1 protein-coding gene (running past one end of the window) is annotated in these 14,873 nt (G+C 71.7%); it reads left to right on the plus strand.

The annotated features are described in order from the left end of the window. A protein-coding gene (locus CNQ36_RS25725; RefSeq protein ID WP_121547708.1) for a non-ribosomal peptide synthase/polyketide synthase crosses the window boundary here: on the plus strand, positions 1–14,873 show its 5' portion. 5,959 nt of this gene lie beyond the right edge of the window; 14,873 of the gene's 20,832 nt are visible here — the first part of the coding sequence; it begins with the start codon at positions 1–3; its stop codon lies beyond the right edge, outside the window.

Raw genomic sequence — 14,873 nt, forward strand, 5'->3', positions numbered from 1 at the left:
ATGATTCCCGCGTCGTTCGCCCAGCGGCGGCTGTGGCTGCAGTGGCGGATCGAGGGGCCCAGCGCCACGTACAACAGCCCCACCATCCTGAGGCTGACCGGACGACTGGACCGGCAGGCACTCGCCTCCGCGCTCCGTGACGTCATCACCCGGCACGAAGCGCTGCGCACCGTCTTCCGGGAAGCCGACGGCGAGCCCCACCAGCGGATCGTCCCTCTCGCGGAACTGGACTGGGCACTGCACGTGGTCGAGGTGATCGGCGGCGCCCACCTCCCGTCGCACCAACGCCTGTACACCCACGAGGAGTTGCGCTGGGACGAGCCGGTCCTGGACCTGCCGACCGTCGAGCCGGCGAGCGACCTGCCGGCCGAACGGATCGACGCGGCGCAGCTGACCGGCGCCGTCGCGCGCGTGGCCGCCCACACCTTCGACCTCTCCACGGAAATCCCGATACGGGCATGGCTGTTCGCCATGGCTCCCGACGAACACGTACTGGTGACGGTCGTCCACCACATCGCCACCGACGGATGGTCGGCCGGACCCTTCACGCGTGACCTGTCGACGGCGTACACCGCCCGCAATCACGGCCGGGCACCGCAGTGGTCTCCGCTGCCGGTGCAGTACGGCGACTACACCCTGTGGCAACGAGAGCTCCTCGGCGACCGGGACGACCCCGGCAGCGTCCTCTCCCGCCAGATCGCCTACTGGCGGGAGAACCTGGAGGGAGCTCCCGAGGAGCTGACCCTGCCGTTCGACCGTCCTCGCCCCGTGGAACCTTCCCACCGCGGGCACGCGGTCACGATCGGACTGCCTGCCCAAACCCACGCCGCACTGGCCGCGGTGGCCCGACGGCACCGGGCCACTCTGCCCATGCTGTTCCAGGCCGGACTCGCGGTGACGCTGTCACGGCTCGGCGCCGGCCACGACATCCCCCTCGGGACGCCGACCGCGGGACGCTCCGACGAGGCGCTCGACGACCTGATCGGGTTCTTCGTCAACACCCTGGTGATCCGGGCGGACCTGGCCGGCGACCCGACGCTCGCCGAGGTGATCGACCGGGTGCGCACCACCGCCGTACGCGCCTTCGGCCACCAGGACGTGCCGTTCGAGCGGCTCGTCGAGGAGTTCGCCCCCACCCGCTCCCTCGCCCGGCACCCCCTGTTCCAGGTCGTCCTCGCCCCGCTCGACGACGGTGCCCGGCTGGACATCCCCGGCCTGCGCGGCGAGGTGCTCTCCATCGGCCGCTCCACCGCCAAGTTCGACCTCGAGGCGACGCTGGGCGAGGCCTTCGACGACGACGGCGAGGCTGCCGGGATACGCGGTGTGGTCACGGGCTCGGCGGACCTGTTCGACCAGAGCACGGTCGAGCGGATCGCGGGCTGTCTGGTACGGGTGCTCACGGCGTTCGCCGCCGACCCGGAGCAGCACGTCGGCTCGGTCGACATCCTGGGCGCGGACGAACGCTCGCGGCTGGTGGAGGGGTTCAACGCCACGGCGGTTCCCGTGCGGGACGCCTCGCTGCCGGAGATGTTCGCGCGACAGTTGGCGGCCTGCCCGGACGCACCGGCCGTGGTGTGCGGCGCGACCGAGCTGTCGTACGCCGAGCTGGACACGCGCTCGGACCGGCTGGCACGCGCTCTGGTGGCCGAGGGAGTCGGTCAGGAGTCGGCCGTCGCGGTCCTGATGGAACGCTCGATCGACCTCGTGGTGGCGCTGCTGGCGGTGGTGAAGGCCGGCGGAGCCTTCGTGCCGCTGGACACGGGGTGGCCCGAGGCGCGCAAGCGCGCGGTGATCGAGGACGCGGGCGCCTCCGTGATGGTCGTGGACGACAAGGCGGCCGGGCATGAGCAGTTCGGGGCCTCGTTGGTTGCGGTCGGGTCCGGGGCGGACTCCGACGTGGTGCTGCCCGCTTCGGTGGCTCCGGGTGCTGCGGCGTATGTGATGTATACGTCGGGTTCGACGGGGGTGCCGAAGGGTGTGGTGGCGACGCACCGGGACGTGGTGCGGCTTGCGAAGGACCGGTGCTGGGGTGCGCCCGCGCGGGTGTTGTTCCATGCCCCGCATGCGTTCGACGCGTCGTCGTACGAGTTGTGGGTGCCGTTGCTGTCGGGCGGCACGGTGGTTGTCGCCCCGGACGAGGCGATGGACGGGGCGGTGTTGCGGCGTCTGGTTTCGGACCACGGGGTGTCGCATGTGCATGTGACCGCAGGCTTGTTGAGGGTGCTGGCGGATCAGGACCCGGGCTCTTTCTCGGGCGTGCGTGAGGTGCTGACCGGTGGTGACGTGGTCCCGGCCGAGTCGGTGCGGCGGGTGCTGGACGCCAACCCCGGCGTGACGGTGCGGCAGTTGTACGGCCCGACCGAGGTGACCCTGTGCGCGACGCAGTACGAGGTCGCGGACGCCGCCGAGGTCGACGGTGTGCTGCCGATCGGGCGCCCCCTCGACAACACGCGCGTCTATGTGTTGGACGGTGCGCTGAGCCCGGTGCCGGTCGGTGTCGCCGGTGAGTTGTACGTAGCCGGTGCCGGCGTCGCGCGCGGTTACCTGGGTCGCCCGGTGTTGACGGGTGAGCGTTTCGTGGCCTGCCCCTTCGGGGCCACCGGTGAGCGGATGTACCGCACGGGCGACTTGGTGCGCTGGGACGCCGAGGGCCGGCTCGTCTTCATGGGCCGGGCCGACGACCAGGTGAAGATCCGCGGTTTCCGGGTGGAGCCGGGCGAGGTCGAGACGGTGGTGGCCGCCCATCCGGCGGTCGGCCAGGCGGCCGTCGTCGTACGGGAGGACACCCCGGGCGACAAGCGGCTGGTCGCCTATCTGGTGCCGGCCGGGACCGAGACGTCGCTCGCCGACGCGGTGCGCGCCCACACGGCCGAACGGCTCCCGGAGTACCTGGTCCCCTCGGCCTTCGTGGAGCTGGAGAACCTGCCGCTGACGCCCAGCGGCAAGCTCGACCGCAAGGTCCTGCCCGCACCGCTGTACGCCTCCGGTGCCGGCCGTGAACCGGCCACCGTACGCGAGGAGTTGGTGTGCCGGGCGTTCGCCGAGGTGTTGGGGCTGGCGTCGGTCGGGGTGGAGGACGATTTCTTCGCTCTCGGGGGTCATTCCCTGTTGGCGGTGTCGTTGGTGGAGTGGTTGCGTCGGCGTGGGGTGTCGGTGTCGGTGCGGGCGTTGTTCGTGACGCCGACGCCTGCCGCGCTGGCGGCGGTGGCGGGGCCGGAGTTGGTGGAGGTGCCCCCGAACCTGATCCCGGAGGGCGCGTCGGAGCTCCGTCCGGAGATGCTGCCGTTGGTGGAGCTGTCCGAGGCGGAGGTCGCCCGGGTGGTGGCCGCGGTGCCGGGCGGCGCGGCCAATGTCCAGGACGTGTATCCGCTGGCGCCGCTCCAGGAGGGCATCTTCTTCCACCACTTGATGGCGGAGCGGGACGGTGAGGACGTCTACGCGATGCCCTTCACCCTCCGGTTCGCGGAGCGGTCGGGTCTGGATGCGTTCCTGGGGGCGTTGCAGCGGGTGGTGGACCGGCACGACGTGTACCGCACGTCGATCGTCTGGGAGGGGCTGCGGGAGCCGGTTCAGGTGGTGTGGCGCCGCGCCGAGCTACCGGTCACCGAGGTGGTTCCGGACGCCAGCGGTGAGAGCGACGCGGCCGGGCGCCCCGCCACGCTGATGACGGCTGTGGGCGGCCGTATGGAGCTGGACCGCGCCCCTCTGCTGACGGTGCACATCGCGGCCGAACCGGACGGCGACGGATGGCAGGCCCTGGTACGGATGCACCACCTGGTGCAGGACCACACCGCCCTGGAAGTGGTGCTGGACGAGGTCCGGGCGATTCTGGCAGGGCGGGCGGACGAACTGCCCGCGCCGGTGCCGTTCCGGGACTTCGTCGCGCAGGCCAGGCTGGGCGTCTCCGAGGAGGCGCACCGGGAGTACTTCACCCGGCTGCTCGGCGACGTCACCGAGACCACGGCCCCCTACGGGCTGCTCGACGTGCACGGCGACGGCACCGGGATCGCGCAGGGCCGGCTGACCGTGGAGAGCGGCCTGGCCGCACGTGTGCGGAGGGCGGCCCAGTCGCTCGCGGTCAGCCCTGCGACGGTGTTCCACGTCGCATGGGGACGTGTGCTGGCGGCGGTGTCCGGGCGCGACGACGTCGTCTTCGGCACGGTGCTGCTGGGCCGGGCGACCGTCGGGGCCGACCGTGTGCCGGGGCTGTTCATGAACACCCTCCCCGTCAGGGTGAGGACCGCCGGCCGGACCGTGCGTGACGCGCTGGACGACATGCGCGAGCAGCTCGCCGAGCTGCAGGTCCACGAGCACGCGCCGCTGACACTGGCGCAGGAGGCCGCCGACCTGCCCACCGGCAGTCCCCTCTTCACCTCGATCTTCAACTACCGGCACCTCCAGGCCGACGTTCCCCGGTCCGGTACCGGCATCGAAGGCGTCGACGCCACTGCGACGAGGGACGCCACGAACTACCCCCTCGACCTCTCCGTCAACCAGAGCGGCTCCGGCTTCGAACTGGTCGTGGAGGCGACGGCACCGGTGGATCCGGCGGCGGTGTGCGGGCTGCTGCACGCCTCGGTGGCGAACCTCGTCACGGCGCTGGAGGACACCCCGGATCTGATCCTCGGGGCGCTGGACGTCCTCGATGCCGAGTACACCGCCTTGCTGCGGCAGGTCAACGACACGGCCGCGCCCGCTCCGGCCGGCCTTGTTCCGGCGCTGTTCACCGCGCAGGCGGCACGGCTGCCCGAGGCGGTGGCGCTGGTCGGCGCCGGCGTCGAGCTGAGCTACGGCGAGGTCGAGGCCCGTTCGAACCAGTGGGCCAGGCATCTGATCGCCGCGGGGGTGGGCCCGGAGTCGGTGGTCGCCCTGGTGCTGGAACGTTCACCGGATCTGCTGGTGGCGATTCTCGCGGTGCTGAAGGCCGGTGGAGCCTATCTGCCCATCGATCCCGATCAGCCTGCCGAACGCGTGGCGTTCATGATCGAGGACGCCGCACCGGTGCTCGTGCTCGACGAGTCCGCCCTGCAGGCGGGGGCCGGCGACCGTGCCGACTCCGCGGTGTCCGACGCCGACCGGCTCGCCCCGCTGCTGCCCACTCACCCGGCCTACGTGATCTACACATCGGGCTCGACGGGGCGGCCCAAGGGCGTCGTCGTCACCCACGAGGGGTTCGCCAATCTCTCGCTGAGCCACCGCCGGTTCGAGGTCGGACCGGGCAGCCGGGTGGCGCAGTTCGCCTCGGCGGGCTTCGACATGTTCTGCGAGGAGTGGCTGCTGGCGTTGCTGTCGGGGGCGGCCCTGGTGACCGTCCCCGCCGACCGGCGGCTCGGCGCGGACTTCGCGGAGTTCCTGGCCGAATCTGGGGTGACCCATGCGACGTTGCCACCCGCCGCGGTGGCCACGCTTCCGGAGGGCGCCCTCGACGACGGCTTCGTCCTGGACGTGGGCGGAGAGGCGCTGCCGGCCGAGACGGTCTCCCGCTGGGCGGCCGGCCGGAAGATGTTCAACAGCTACGGGCCCACGGAGACCACGGTGAACGCCGCCGTATGGCGCTGCCGTTCAGGTCTGGCAGCCGGGGCGGAGGTGCCCATCGGACGCCCGATCGTCAACACCCGGGTCCATGTGCTCGACGACGCGCTGCGGCCCGTACCGGCGGGCGTGCTGGGCGAGTTGTACGTGACCGGCACGGGCCTGGCACGCGGCTACCTGGGTCGCGCCGGCCTCACCGCCGAACGGTTCGTGGCCTGCCCGTTCGAGCCGGGACAGCGGATGTACCGCACCGGCGACCGGGTGAAGTGGAACGCCGACGGCGACCTGGTCTTCGCCGGGCGTGCGGACGACCAGGTGAAGATCCGCGGGTTCCGGATCGAGCCGGGTGAGGTCGAGGCCGTACTCGCGGCCCATCCGTGGGTGGACCGGGCCGCGGTCGTCGTGCGCGAGGACACCCCCGGCGACCCACGGCTGGTCGGCTACGTGATCCCCGCCGAAGACATCGATACCCATGAACTGCCCTCCCTGCTGACCGAGTTCGCGGCGCAGCGGCTGCCGGCGCACATGGTGCCGTCGGCCGTGACGACGCTCGACGCGTTCCCGCTGACACCGAACGCCAAGCTGGACCGCAAGGCCCTGCCCCGGCCCCGGTACACGGCTGCCGCCGGGGCGGGCCGCGCCCCGGCCGACGTGCGCGAGGAGACCATCTGCGCCGCCTTCGCGGAGGTCCTCGGACTGGACCGGGTGGGGGTCGACGACGACTTCTTCGCCCTCGGCGGGCACTCGCTGCTGGTCGTCTCACTCGTGGAACGGCTGCGCCGGCGCGGGGTGTCGGTCTCCGTGCGGGCCCTGTTCACGACACCGACGCCCGCCGGACTCGCGGCGGCCGCGGGCCCGGAGGCGGTCGACGTGCCGCCCAACCTGATTCCGCACGCGGCGAACGAGATCACCCCCGAGATGCTGCCGCTGGTCCCGCTCACCACGGCCGAGATCGAACGGGTGACGGCCGCGGTGCCCGGCGGCGCGCCCAACATCCAGGACGTGTACCCCCTGGCACCGCTCCAGGAAGGCATCTTCTTCCACCACCTGACGGCGGACCGGGACGGCACGGACGTGTACGTCACGCCGTCGACCCTTCGCTTCGACTCCCGCAGCCGACTCGACTCCTTCCTCGCCGCCCTCCAGAAAGTCGTCGACCGCAACGACGTGTACCGCACGGCGATCCTGTGGGAAGGGCTGCGCGAGCCGGTCCAGGTCGTCGTACGCCACGCGGAACTGCCGGTCACCGAGGAGCCGGCGGAGCGGCTGCTCGCGGCCGGCGGCGGCTGGATGGACATCGGACGGGCTCCGCTGCTCGACGTACGGACAGCGGCCGAACCGGACACCGGACGGTGGCTGGCCCTCGTACGCGTCCACCACCTGGTGCAGGACCACACGGCATCGGACGTGCTCCTCGACGAGGTGCGCGCCTTCATGGCCGGGCAGGCCGACCGCCTGCAACCAGCCGTGCCGTTCCGCGAGTTCGTGGCACAGGCACGGCTCGGCATGCCGAGGGAGGAGCACGAGCGGTACTTCACCGGGCTTCTCGGTGACATCACCGAACCCACCGCGCCCTACGGCCTCATGGACGTGCTCGGAGACGGCGGCGCCGCCCGGACGGGCCGACTGCCCGTCGAACCCGGCCTGGCCCGGCGCGTACGGGAGGTGGCGCGTGCTCGGGGCGTCAGCCCGGCGACCGTGCTCCACCTTGCCTGGGCGCGTGTGCTGGCGGCCGTGGCCGGCCGCCAGGATGTCGTCTTCGGCACGGTGATGTTCGGCCGGATGCACTCGGGCGAGTCCGCCGACCGGGTCGCCGGCCTCCTCATCAACACCCTGCCGGTACGGGTGAACACGGCGGGAGCGGGCGTCGGCGAGGCCCTGACCGGGCTGCGTGACCAACTCGCGGACCTCCTCGTCCACGAGCACGCCTCACTGGCACTGGCGCAGTCGGCCTCCGGCCTGCCCGGAGGCGGGCCGCTGTTCACCTCGCTCTTCAACTACCGGCATCTCCAGGGCACGGACGCCGGCGGGACGGAACTGGACGGCATCGAGGTGCTGTCCGTCCACGACCACACCAACTATCCGCTCACCGTCTCGGTGGACCAGAGCGCCACCGGCCTGGAGCTGGTGGTGGAGTCCGTGGCACAGGTGGACGCGACGGAGGTGTGCGGGCTGCTGCACACCTGCCTGGCGAACCTGGTCACCGCTCTGACCGATTCCCCGGACGTCCCCCTCGGCGCGATCGACGTCCTCGACGCCGCGTACGCCGCCCGCCTGTGCCGGAGCGACGAGGACACGGCGGGACCGGTGCCGGGGGCGTCGGTGCCGGAGCTGTTCGCCGCGCGGGCCCGGTTGTCACCGGATGCGGTGGCGTTGGTGGGCGGCGGTGTTCAGCTGAGTTACGGGGAGGTGGAGGAGCGGGCGAACCGTCTGGCGCGGAAGCTGATCGCGCGGGGTGTAGGCCCGGAGTCGGTGGTGGCTCTGGTGCTGGAGCGTTCACCGGAAGTGGTCATCGCCGCGTTGGCGGTGCTGAAGGCGGGCGGCGCCTACCTGCCCGTCGATCCCGGGCAGCCCGCCGAGCGCATCCGGTCCGTGATCGAGGACGCCGCCCCGGTCCTGGTGCTGGACCACCCGGACTTCCTGGCGGAGACCGCCGACTACGACGCGGCACCGGTCACGGACGCCGACCGCGTCTCCCCGCTGCTTCCCTCCCACCCCGCCTACGTGATCTATACGTCGGGGTCGACTGGGCGGCCGAAGGGTGTGGTGGTGTCGCACCGCAGTGTGGTGGCGCTGTTCGTTGCCGCGGGTGGGGTGTTCGAGTTCGGTGCCGGGGATGTGTGGAGCTGGTTCCATTCGCTGGCGTTCGATTTTTCGGTGTGGGAGGTGTGGGGTGCGCTGCTGCATGGTGGGCGGGTTGTGGTGGTTCCGTTCGATGTGTCGCGGTCGCCGCGTGAGTTCGTGGAGTTGTTGGAGCGCGAGCGTGTGACGGTTTTGAGTCAGACGCCGTCGGCGTTCTATCAGCTGATGGGTGTGGGGGGTGGGCTGCCGGCTCTGCGCACGGTGGTCTTCGGCGGTGAGGCGTTGGAGCCGGGGCGGCTCGACGGCTGGTGGGAGCGGTTCGGGGAGGCGGGGCCGCGGTTGGTGAACATGTACGGGATCACGGAGACGACGGTGCATGTGACGCACCAGGATCTGCGCCCGGACACCGCCGCCGACGGCAGCGTGATCGGGCGGGGTCTGCCGGGGTTGTCGGTGTTCCTGCTGGATGAGTGGCTGCGGCCGGTGCCGGTGGGTGCGGTGGGTGAGATGTATGTGGCCGGGGCACAGGTGGCGCGGGGCTATCGGGGTCGTGCCGGGTTGACGGGTGAGCGGTTCGTGGCGTGTCCGTTCGGTGTGGCCGGTGGGCGGATGTATCGGACGGGGGATCGGGCCCGCTGGTCGCGGGAGGGCCGGCTGGTGTTCGCGGGGCGTGCGGATGAGCAGGTGAAGATCCGGGGGTTCCGGATCGAGCCGGGTGAGGTCGAGGCGGTGGTGGCGGGCCACCCCGACGTGGCGCAGGTGGCGGTGGTGGCGCGTGAGGGCGGTCCGGGCGGGCTGCGGCTGGTCGCTTACATCGTGCCGGAACCGGCCGAGCAGGCTGAGGGTTTCTCGGAGCGGGTGCGGGTGTATGCGGGGGAGCGGTTGCCGTCGTACATGGTGCCGTCCGCGTTCGTGGTCCTGGACGGCCTGCCGTTGACGGTCAACGGCAAACTCGACCGCACCGCACTGCCCGAACCGGACAACGCGGTCGTGAGCGCCGGACGCGCCCCGGTGACCGCCCAGGAAGAGCTGCTGTGCGCCGCGTTCGCCGAAGTGCTCGGCTTGGACCAGGTCGGCGTCGACGACGACTTCTTCGCCCTCGGTGGCCACTCCCTGCTGGCCGTGTCGCTGGTCGAATGGTTGCGACAGCGCGGCGTCTCGGTGTCCGTGCGGGCCCTCTTCGCCTCCGCGACCCCGGCCCGCCTGGCCGAAGTGGCCGGGCCCGACCGGATCGAGGTGCCGCCCCGCCGCATCCCCGACGGTGCCACCCGGATCACACCGGACATGCTCCCCCTGGCCGAGCTGACGGAGGAGGAGCTGGCCCGCGTCGAGGCGGCCGTCCCCGGCGGCGCGTCCAACATCCAGGACGTGTATCCCCTGGCGCCCCTGCAGGAGGGGCTCTTCTTCCACCATCTGATGGCCGACCGGGACGGCACGGACGTCTACGCGACTCCGATGGTGCTCACGATCGCGACCCGGGAGAGGCTCGAGGACTTCCTCACGGCGCTGCGGCGGATGGTGGTCCGCAACGACATCTACCGCACCGCGATCGTGTGGGAGGGTCTGCGCGAACCGGTGCAGGTGGTCGTGCGTCACGCGGAGCTGCCGGTGGAGGAGATCGCGCCCGCCCCGGACGGATCGGACGCCGTCGACCGGCTGCTCTCGACGGGCGAGTCCGCCATGGACCTGACGCGGGCGCCCCTGCTGCGGGTGCGGGTGATGGAGGCCCCCGACGGTGGCTGGACGGTTCTCCTGCGCATCCACCACCTGGTCCAGGACCACACCACCTTCGACGTGGTGCTCGACGAACTCCGCGCGTTCATGAACGGGCGGGGCGGGACGCTGCCCGCCCCGGTGCCGTTCCGCGAGTTCGTTGCCCGGGCACGGTTCGGGGTGTCGCGGGAGGAGCACGAGCGGTACTTCACCGACCTGCTGGGCGACGTCACCGACACCACCGCCCCGTACGGCCTGACGGACGTCTACGGTGACGGAACGGAGGCCACGCAGGTCCGGCTCACGGTGGACGACACCCTGACCGGCCGGGTCCGGAGCCTGGCGCGGTCGCACGGCGTGAGCCCGGCGACGCTGTTCCACGTGGCGTGGGCACGGGTGCTCGGCACACTGTCGGGACGCGACGACGTCGTGTTCGGCACGATCCTGTTCGGACGGATGAACGCGGGCGCCGGCGCCGACCGCGCTCCCGGCCTCTTCATCAACACCCTCCCGGTGCGCATGCGTCCGGCGGGAAGGAGCGTGGCCGAGGCCCTCACGGACATGCGCGGCCAGCTGGCCCAGCTGATGGTCCACGAACACGCCTCGCTCACCCTGGCGCAGCGTGCCGGCGGCGTGCCGGCGAGCAGCCCGTTGTTCACCTCGGTGTTCAACTACCGGCACAACCTGCCGACCGAGCGGCACCCCGGTGCCGACCTCGACGGCGTCGACCTCCTCCTGCACCGGGACTACTCGAACTACCCGATGGTCGTGTCCGTCGACGACGACGGCACAGGCTTCGAGGTGGAGATCGAGGCCGTCGCCCCCGTCGATCCCGAGGGGGCGGGCGGACTGCTTCTCACCTGCCTGGAGGGCCTGGCGGCCGCGCTGGAAGACGCACCGGCCACACCACTCACCGGGATCGACGTACTCGGCTCGACCGAGCGCACACGGATTCTGACCGGATGGAACGACACGACGGCACCCGTGTCGGGTGTGTCGGTCCCCCGGGCCTTCGCCGCACGCGTGGCGGCGCATCCGGACGCGGTGGCCGTGGTGAGCGACGGCGTACGGCTCACCTACCGCGAACTGGACCTGCGATCCGACCGGTTGGCGCGGGCGCTGATCAGGTCGGACGCCGGGCCGGAGCCGGTTTTCGCCGTGCTGATGGAGCGCTCCGCCGATCTGGTGGTCGCCCTGCTCGCCGTGCTGAAGGCCGGCGGTGCCTTTCTGCCACTGGACGCGACATGGCCACAGGCCAGGATGCGGTCGGTCATCGAGGACGCGGCCGCGTGCCTCGTCGTGGTGAGCGAGACGTGGGCCGGGCATGACCTCGGGATCACCGAGGTCGCCGTGGACGCCGGCTCCGACGAGGGGCACCTCCCCGTCGTACCGGAGGCGGCGACCGCGTACGTGATGTACACATCGGGTTCGGCGGGCGTGCCGAAGGGTGTGGTAGCGGCACACCGGGATGTGGTGGCGCTCGCCGGGGATCGTTGCTGGGGTGCGCCCGCGCGGGTGTTGTTCCACGCGCCGCACGCCTTCGACGCGTCGTCGTACGAGTTGTGGGTGCCGCTGCTGTCCGGCGGCACGGTGGTGGTGGCGCCGGACGGGCGTATGGACACCACGGTGTTGCGTCGTCTGGTTCTCGACCACGACGTGTCGCATGTGCATGTGACGGCGGGACTGTTGCGGGTGCTGGCGGATCAGGACCCGGGTTGCTTCGCGGGCGTGCGTGAGGTGCTGACGGGCGGGGATGTGGTTCCGGCCGAGTCGGTGAGACGGGTACTGGACGCCAATCCCGATGTCAGGGTTCGGCAGTTGTACGGGCCGACCGAGGTGACCCTGTGCGCGACGCAGTACGAGGTCGCGGACGCCGCCGAGGTCGACGGTGTGCTGCCGATCGGGCGTCCGCTCGACAACACGCGTGTGTACGTCCTGGACGGTGCGCTGAACCCCGTACCGGTCGGTGTCGCCGGTGAGCTGTACGTGGCCGGTGCCGGTGTCGCGCGAGGCTATCTGGGACGGCCGGTGCTGACCGGTGAGCGTTTCGTGGCGTGCCCGTTCGGGGGTGCCGGTGAACGGATGTACCGCACCGGTGACCTGGTGCGCTGGGACGCCGAGGGCCGGCTGGTGTTCGTGGGGCGTGCGGACGAGCAGGTGAAGATCCGCGGGTTCCGGGTCGAGCCCGCCGAAGTGGAGGCGGTCCTCGGTGCCCATCCCGCCGTCGGGCAGGCGGCCGTCGTGGCGCGGGAGGACACCCCGGGGGACAAGCGGCTGATCGCCTACCTGGTCCCGCAGAACGAGGGCGAGACCCTCGACGGCCCGGTCCGGGAGTACGCGGCCGAGCGGCTGCCGGAGTACATGCTCCCGGCGGCCTTCGTGGAGCTGGATACCCTGCCGCTGACGGTCAACGGCAAGCTCGACCGGAAGGCGCTGCCCGCACCGCGGTACTCCCCGGACACGGGCCGGGCGCCCGCGACCGCTCGGGAAGAGCTGCTGTGTCACCTGTTCGCCGACACCCTCGGGCTGCCCCGGGTCGGCGTGGACGACGACTTCTTTCTGCTCGGCGGGCACTCACTGCTGGCCATGCGACTGGTGAGCCGGGTGCGCGAGGTACTGGGCGTGGAGATGCCGCTCCGGGCGCTGTTCGAGGCCCGTACACCGGCGGGGGCGGCCGCCCGGTCGGTCAGGGCGACACCTGGCCGGACGGCGCTGAAGGCCGGCGCCCGGCCGGAGCGGATTCCGCTGTCGTACGCCCAGCGACGGCTGTGGTTCCTGGGGCAGTTGGAGGGGCCGAGCCCGGCTTACAACATCCCGCTGGCCCTGCGCCTGACGGGGACGCTGGACCGGGACGCCTTCGCCGCCGCCCTGCGCGACGTGGTCGAGCGCCACGAGGTGGTGCGCACAGTCATCCGGACGGCCGACGGAGAACCGTTCCAGCGGGTGCTGTCGCCGGAGGAGGCGGCGTTCGAGCTGGAGATCGTCGAGGTGGCGACCGGCGAACTGGCCGGCCGGGTGGCGGGGGCTGCCCGGTACGCGTTCGATCTCGCCGCAGAACCCCCGCTGCGCGCGACCTTGTTCACGGCGGCACCGGACGAGCATGTGCTGGTCCTGGTGCTTCACCACATCGCCGGCGACGCCTGGTCGATGGAGCCGCTGGCGCGTGACGTGTCGGCGGCGTACACGGCGCGGCTGGCGGGCGACGCCCCGGTGTGGGAGCCGCTGCCGGTGCAGTACGCCGACTACGCGCTGTGGCAACGAGAGCTGCTCGGCGACGAGGCGGACCCGCGGAGCCTGCTGTCACGCCAGGTCGCCCACTGGCGGGAGACCCTGGCCGGCATACCCGAGGAACTGAACCTGCCGACCGACCGGCCCCGTCCCGCGGAGATCTCCCTCCTCGGCCGACGCGCCCGGGTCGAGATTCCCGCCGAACTGCACGGCGGACTGCTGGAAGTGGCACGCGCGGAGGGCGTCACCGTCTTCATGGCCCTGCAGGCCGCGCTGGCCGTGACGTTGTCGCGCCTGGGAGCGGGCACGGACATCCCGGTCGGCGTGGCCGTGGCGGGCCGTACCGACGGGGCGGTGGAGGACCTGGTCGGGTTCTTCGTGAACACCCTCGTCCTGCGGACGGACCTCTCCGGCGACCCCACCCTCACCGAGGTGCTGCGGAGGGTCCGCGAGACGTCCCTGAGCGCGTTGACGCACCAGGACGTCCCGTTCGAGAAACTGGTGGAGGAGCTGGCCCCGGCCCGCTCCCTCGCCCGCCATCCGCTGTTCCAGGTCATGATGACCCTGCAGAACACCGGCAACCCCGCCGACGCGGCCCTGCCGGGCCTGACGGCGACCCCTCTGGCCACGGACGGCACGGCGCTCAGGTTCGACCTCGACCTGAATCTCGGTGAGGCCTTCGACGAGGCCGGCGATCCCGCGGGCATCAACGGCTCGCTCATCGCCTCCGCCGACCTGTTCGACCAGAGCACCGTGGAACGGCTGACGGAGCAACTGCTTCGCGTACTGCGGACGATGACGGCGCACCCCGCCACCCGGATCGCCGACGTCGACGTACTCGGCCCGCAGGACCGCCGACGGGTGCTGACGGAGTGGAACGGCACGGCGGTGGCCGTGGCGGACGTGTCGGTGCCCGAGGCGTTCGCGCGCTCCGCGGCGGCCGATCCCGGAGCCCTCGCCGTTCAGTGTGATGACTTCCGGCTGCAGTACGACGAGGTGGACGCGCGGTCCGATGAGCTTGCTCGACGGCTGATGGCCGCGGGAGTGCGACCGGAGTCGGTCGTCGCGGTGGCCATGGAGCGGTCGGCCGACCTGGTGGTGGTCTTCCTCGCCGTGCTGAAGGCGGGCGGCACCTATCTGCCGCTGGACCTCGGCTGGCCGACGGCCCGGATGCGCGCGGTGGCCGAGGACGCCGACGCGCGGTGCATCGTCACCCATCAGGCCACCGCCGGACACGAGTTCGTCCGTACGACCGCGCTGAGCGAGGTACGGGTCGACGTCATCGCGGGGCCCGCCGCCGAGGTGACGCTGCCCTTGGTCGATCCGGGTGCCGCGGCGTATGTGATGTATACGTCCGGGTCGACGGGTGTGCCGAAGGGTGTAGTGGCGACGCACCGGGACGTGGTGCGGCTTGCGAAGGACCGTTGCTGGGGTGACCCCGCGCGGGTGTTGTTCCACGCGCCGCATGCGTTCGACGCGTCGACGTACGAGTTGTGGGTGCCGTTGCTGTCCGGCGGCACGGTGGTGGTGGCGCCCGGCGAGGCGATCGACGGAGCGGTGTTGAGGCGTCTGGTCTCGGTTCACGGGTTGTCGCATGT

The sequence above is a fragment of the Streptomyces fungicidicus genome, assembly GCF_003665435.1.
GTDB lineage: Bacteria > Actinomycetota > Actinomycetes > Streptomycetales > Streptomycetaceae > Streptomyces > Streptomyces fungicidicus.